The sequence below is a fragment of the Streptomyces flavofungini genome (assembly GCF_041028215.1).
GTDB lineage: Bacteria > Actinomycetota > Actinomycetes > Streptomycetales > Streptomycetaceae > Streptomyces > Streptomyces flavofungini_B.
Map to the genome: position 1 here is coordinate 1 of NZ_JASKYR010000905.1, position 2,592 is coordinate 2,592.

The 2,592-nt window shown below is 69.1% G+C and carries 3 protein-coding genes; all 3 read right to left on the reverse strand.

Annotated features, from left to right (window positions below):
* Positions 1–131: 131 nt before the first annotated feature.
* Positions 132–650, reverse strand: a complete 519-nt coding sequence (locus AB8Z36_RS36305; protein ID WP_369217653.1) for a GNAT family N-acetyltransferase — start codon at positions 648–650, stop codon at positions 132–134.
* Positions 647–1,642 (reverse strand): hypothetical protein, encoded by a 996-nt coding sequence (locus AB8Z36_RS36310; RefSeq protein WP_369217654.1) that lies wholly within the window; start codon positions 1,640–1,642, stop codon positions 647–649. The genes AB8Z36_RS36305 and AB8Z36_RS36310 overlap by 4 nt, the downstream gene beginning before the upstream one ends.
* A gap of 708 nt (positions 1,643–2,350) precedes the next feature.
* On the reverse strand, positions 2,351–2,592 hold a 242-nt coding region (locus tag AB8Z36_RS36315; RefSeq protein ID WP_369217655.1), incomplete at its 5' end, for a hypothetical protein.

Here is a 2,592-nt window from a genome sequence, read left to right on the forward strand (position 1 = left end):
TTCCTCGGGTCCAGCACTGGCCGTAGGAACACATGGCGGGCTTCGGCCCAGCCGATGGACGCCGGGACCACGGGCACCCCACCCCTTGACGCGGGGTGGGTGGGAGGCGGCGCTCTTTCGGAGCCTGGGTCCTACTTCAGTGGCAGCTCGGCCAGCATCACGGCCCACACCGGGGAGTCCGGGGCGGAACGCTGCTCTCCGACCTTCCTGAAGCCCCAGTCCTCGTACAGTGCCTGGACCCTTGGATGTGCGACGTCCACCAGGAGGACGGCGAGGTCCTCGGGACGGTCCTCCAACAGAGCCCTGGTGAGCCGATCGGCCAGCCCCTGCTTCCGGTACGCCTGGCGAACGGCCAGCTCGGAGAACGCGAAGGTCAGCGTCTTCTCCGGCGCGGGATCGACGTACTCACGCCACCACTCGCGACCGTCGACAGCAGGAGCGCCGTACGCGAAGCCCACCGCCGTGTCCCCGTCGTACGCCATCACGCACGCGTAACCCTCGCGTGAGCCCCAGTGGTCCACGTACCAGGGGAACTTCTTCCTGAAGTCGTCCAGCCGCTCGCCCTGGGCAGCCGCGTGGATGTCGATGATCGTCTGCCGGATCTCCGGCAGGTCCTCGCGCGTGAAGCGCCGGAGGCCCAGGTCGGTCATCGGGGTCGGCTCCATTCGACTCGGTGGCGGTCGATCCACTCTCGTGCGACCGGGGCATCCGGTGCGAGAGTGATCAAGTCGCGGTAGAAGTCTCCGCGGAGTGACCGCATCCGGCCAGGGATCGGATGGCCGGACATCAGGGTGAAGACCTCGGAGGCCGAGGCGCACCCCTGGTCGATGTCCCGCTGGTGGACCTGGCACAGGGCGAGCCGTGCGGTGGCCAGGGCCCTGTTCCTCTTGAACCGCTTCGGGATGCCGCTCAGCGCCCGATGAGACGCGGCCTCGGCCTCGGCAGAATCGCCGATCCGGTCCCGAACGATTGCGGTCATGGCCAACAGCTCAGAGGGCCCGTAGAACGCGACCCAGCTCGGGGTGGGTTCCGAGGTGTCCGCTTTGCCCAGCGCGTCCTGAGCGCGCCCCAGAGATCGCAGGGCGGCCTGCCGGTCCCCGAGGTTCGAATGGCCAACGGCTGTACGAGCGTGGGCCAGGGAGGCGAAGACCGGAGCCCGCCGGGCAACGGCCGTGCCCTGCGCCGCGTACGCGGCATCGACGGCTTCGGCGTACTCGTCGCGGTGGTGGGCGAGCATCGCGTAGGAGTTCCAGACCCGCATCTCGGCTACGGAGTCCTTACCCATCCCGGCCAGGTACAGGGCCCGGTTCAGGAGTTCGGAGGCCCGGTCCGTCTTCCGGGCGTCGATGGCGCTCCAGGCGGCTGTGGCGGTGTAGTCGGCGGCCACCGAGAAGAGGCGGAGGCGGATGCGCTGGGTGGCCCCCTGCTTCTGCTTGTCCAGGGCCTCCTCGGCCCCGGCGAGAGCGGCCAGCTCCAGGCCCTCATGGCCGCCCCGGGCCCTGTCGTCCTCCATCAGGGCGTCCAAGCCCTGGCGGAGGCGGATGACGTCGGAGGTGCCGACCTGAGGAGGGGCTCCGACGAAGGGGACGACCACGGAGGCCGTTGTACCGCTCGCGGCGGTGAGGAAGTTCCTGCGGTCCACAGGGTCCTCCGGTGGAGTCGAGGTACGTGATCGTCCCGCCGGTGGGCTGAAGCCCAGCTCCTCGGCGGTCAGTCCGAAATACTGCCTCCAACGCCTCGCGCTGCCGGGGATGGGGTCACTTGGTTCTTCCGGTCAGCCGGTTGCGGACCGCCCGGTCGCTGACCGTCCCCTCATGCCCAGCGCGGATCAGGTGAGCGTTCACCTTGTCGGCCATTTCGGCCTGGCCAAGCCCGCTCTCCCGCATCGCGCTGCCGAGGCTCCCGTTCCCCTCCCCATATCCACGGTAGTCACTGACTGCCCGTCCGTGAGTTCCGGGGGAGGGCGGTGGAGTACCCGGGGTGCCCTGTAGGGCGGGACTCGGCAGTCACAGTCATCAGGACCTCGGATGGGTGCGGGGACCGCTGCCGGGGCAACCGGAGCGGCGTGTTCCTTGTCCCAGTCAACGGGCCGGATCTGGAGGAACTGATCGAGGACGCGGCCCTGATCATGTCGGAGTTGGTCACCAACTCCGTGGACCACGCCCGCCTGCCGACCATCCGCGTGCTCATCAACCGGCCCGCGGAGAGCTGGGTCCACCTCGGCGTGGTCGACCGCTCGAAGGTCATCCCCATGATGCGCAACGAGGCGAACGGTGACCCCACGCGTGGGGCGAGCTGCGGACGGGGATCGAGCAGTGAAGGGCGGCAAGGCATGGGTGGGCGACACCGTTCACGACGAGGTCACCGACAGGAAGGCCATCGTGACGGACGTCCAGTAGGGCTGCCTGTACATCCTCCGGCCCCACGTGGAATGGGGCTCACCGTGGACGGCCGAGGACCCGTCGAAGCTGAGGGTCATCGAGCCCGCCGTGACCTCCTTCCCGGGATGAGCGTCCCCGAGCAGGTCCCCACGGACGGACCGCATGGGCATCCTGATGTCCGCCTTCTCCCGAGCCCCTCGTGGAGTAGCCG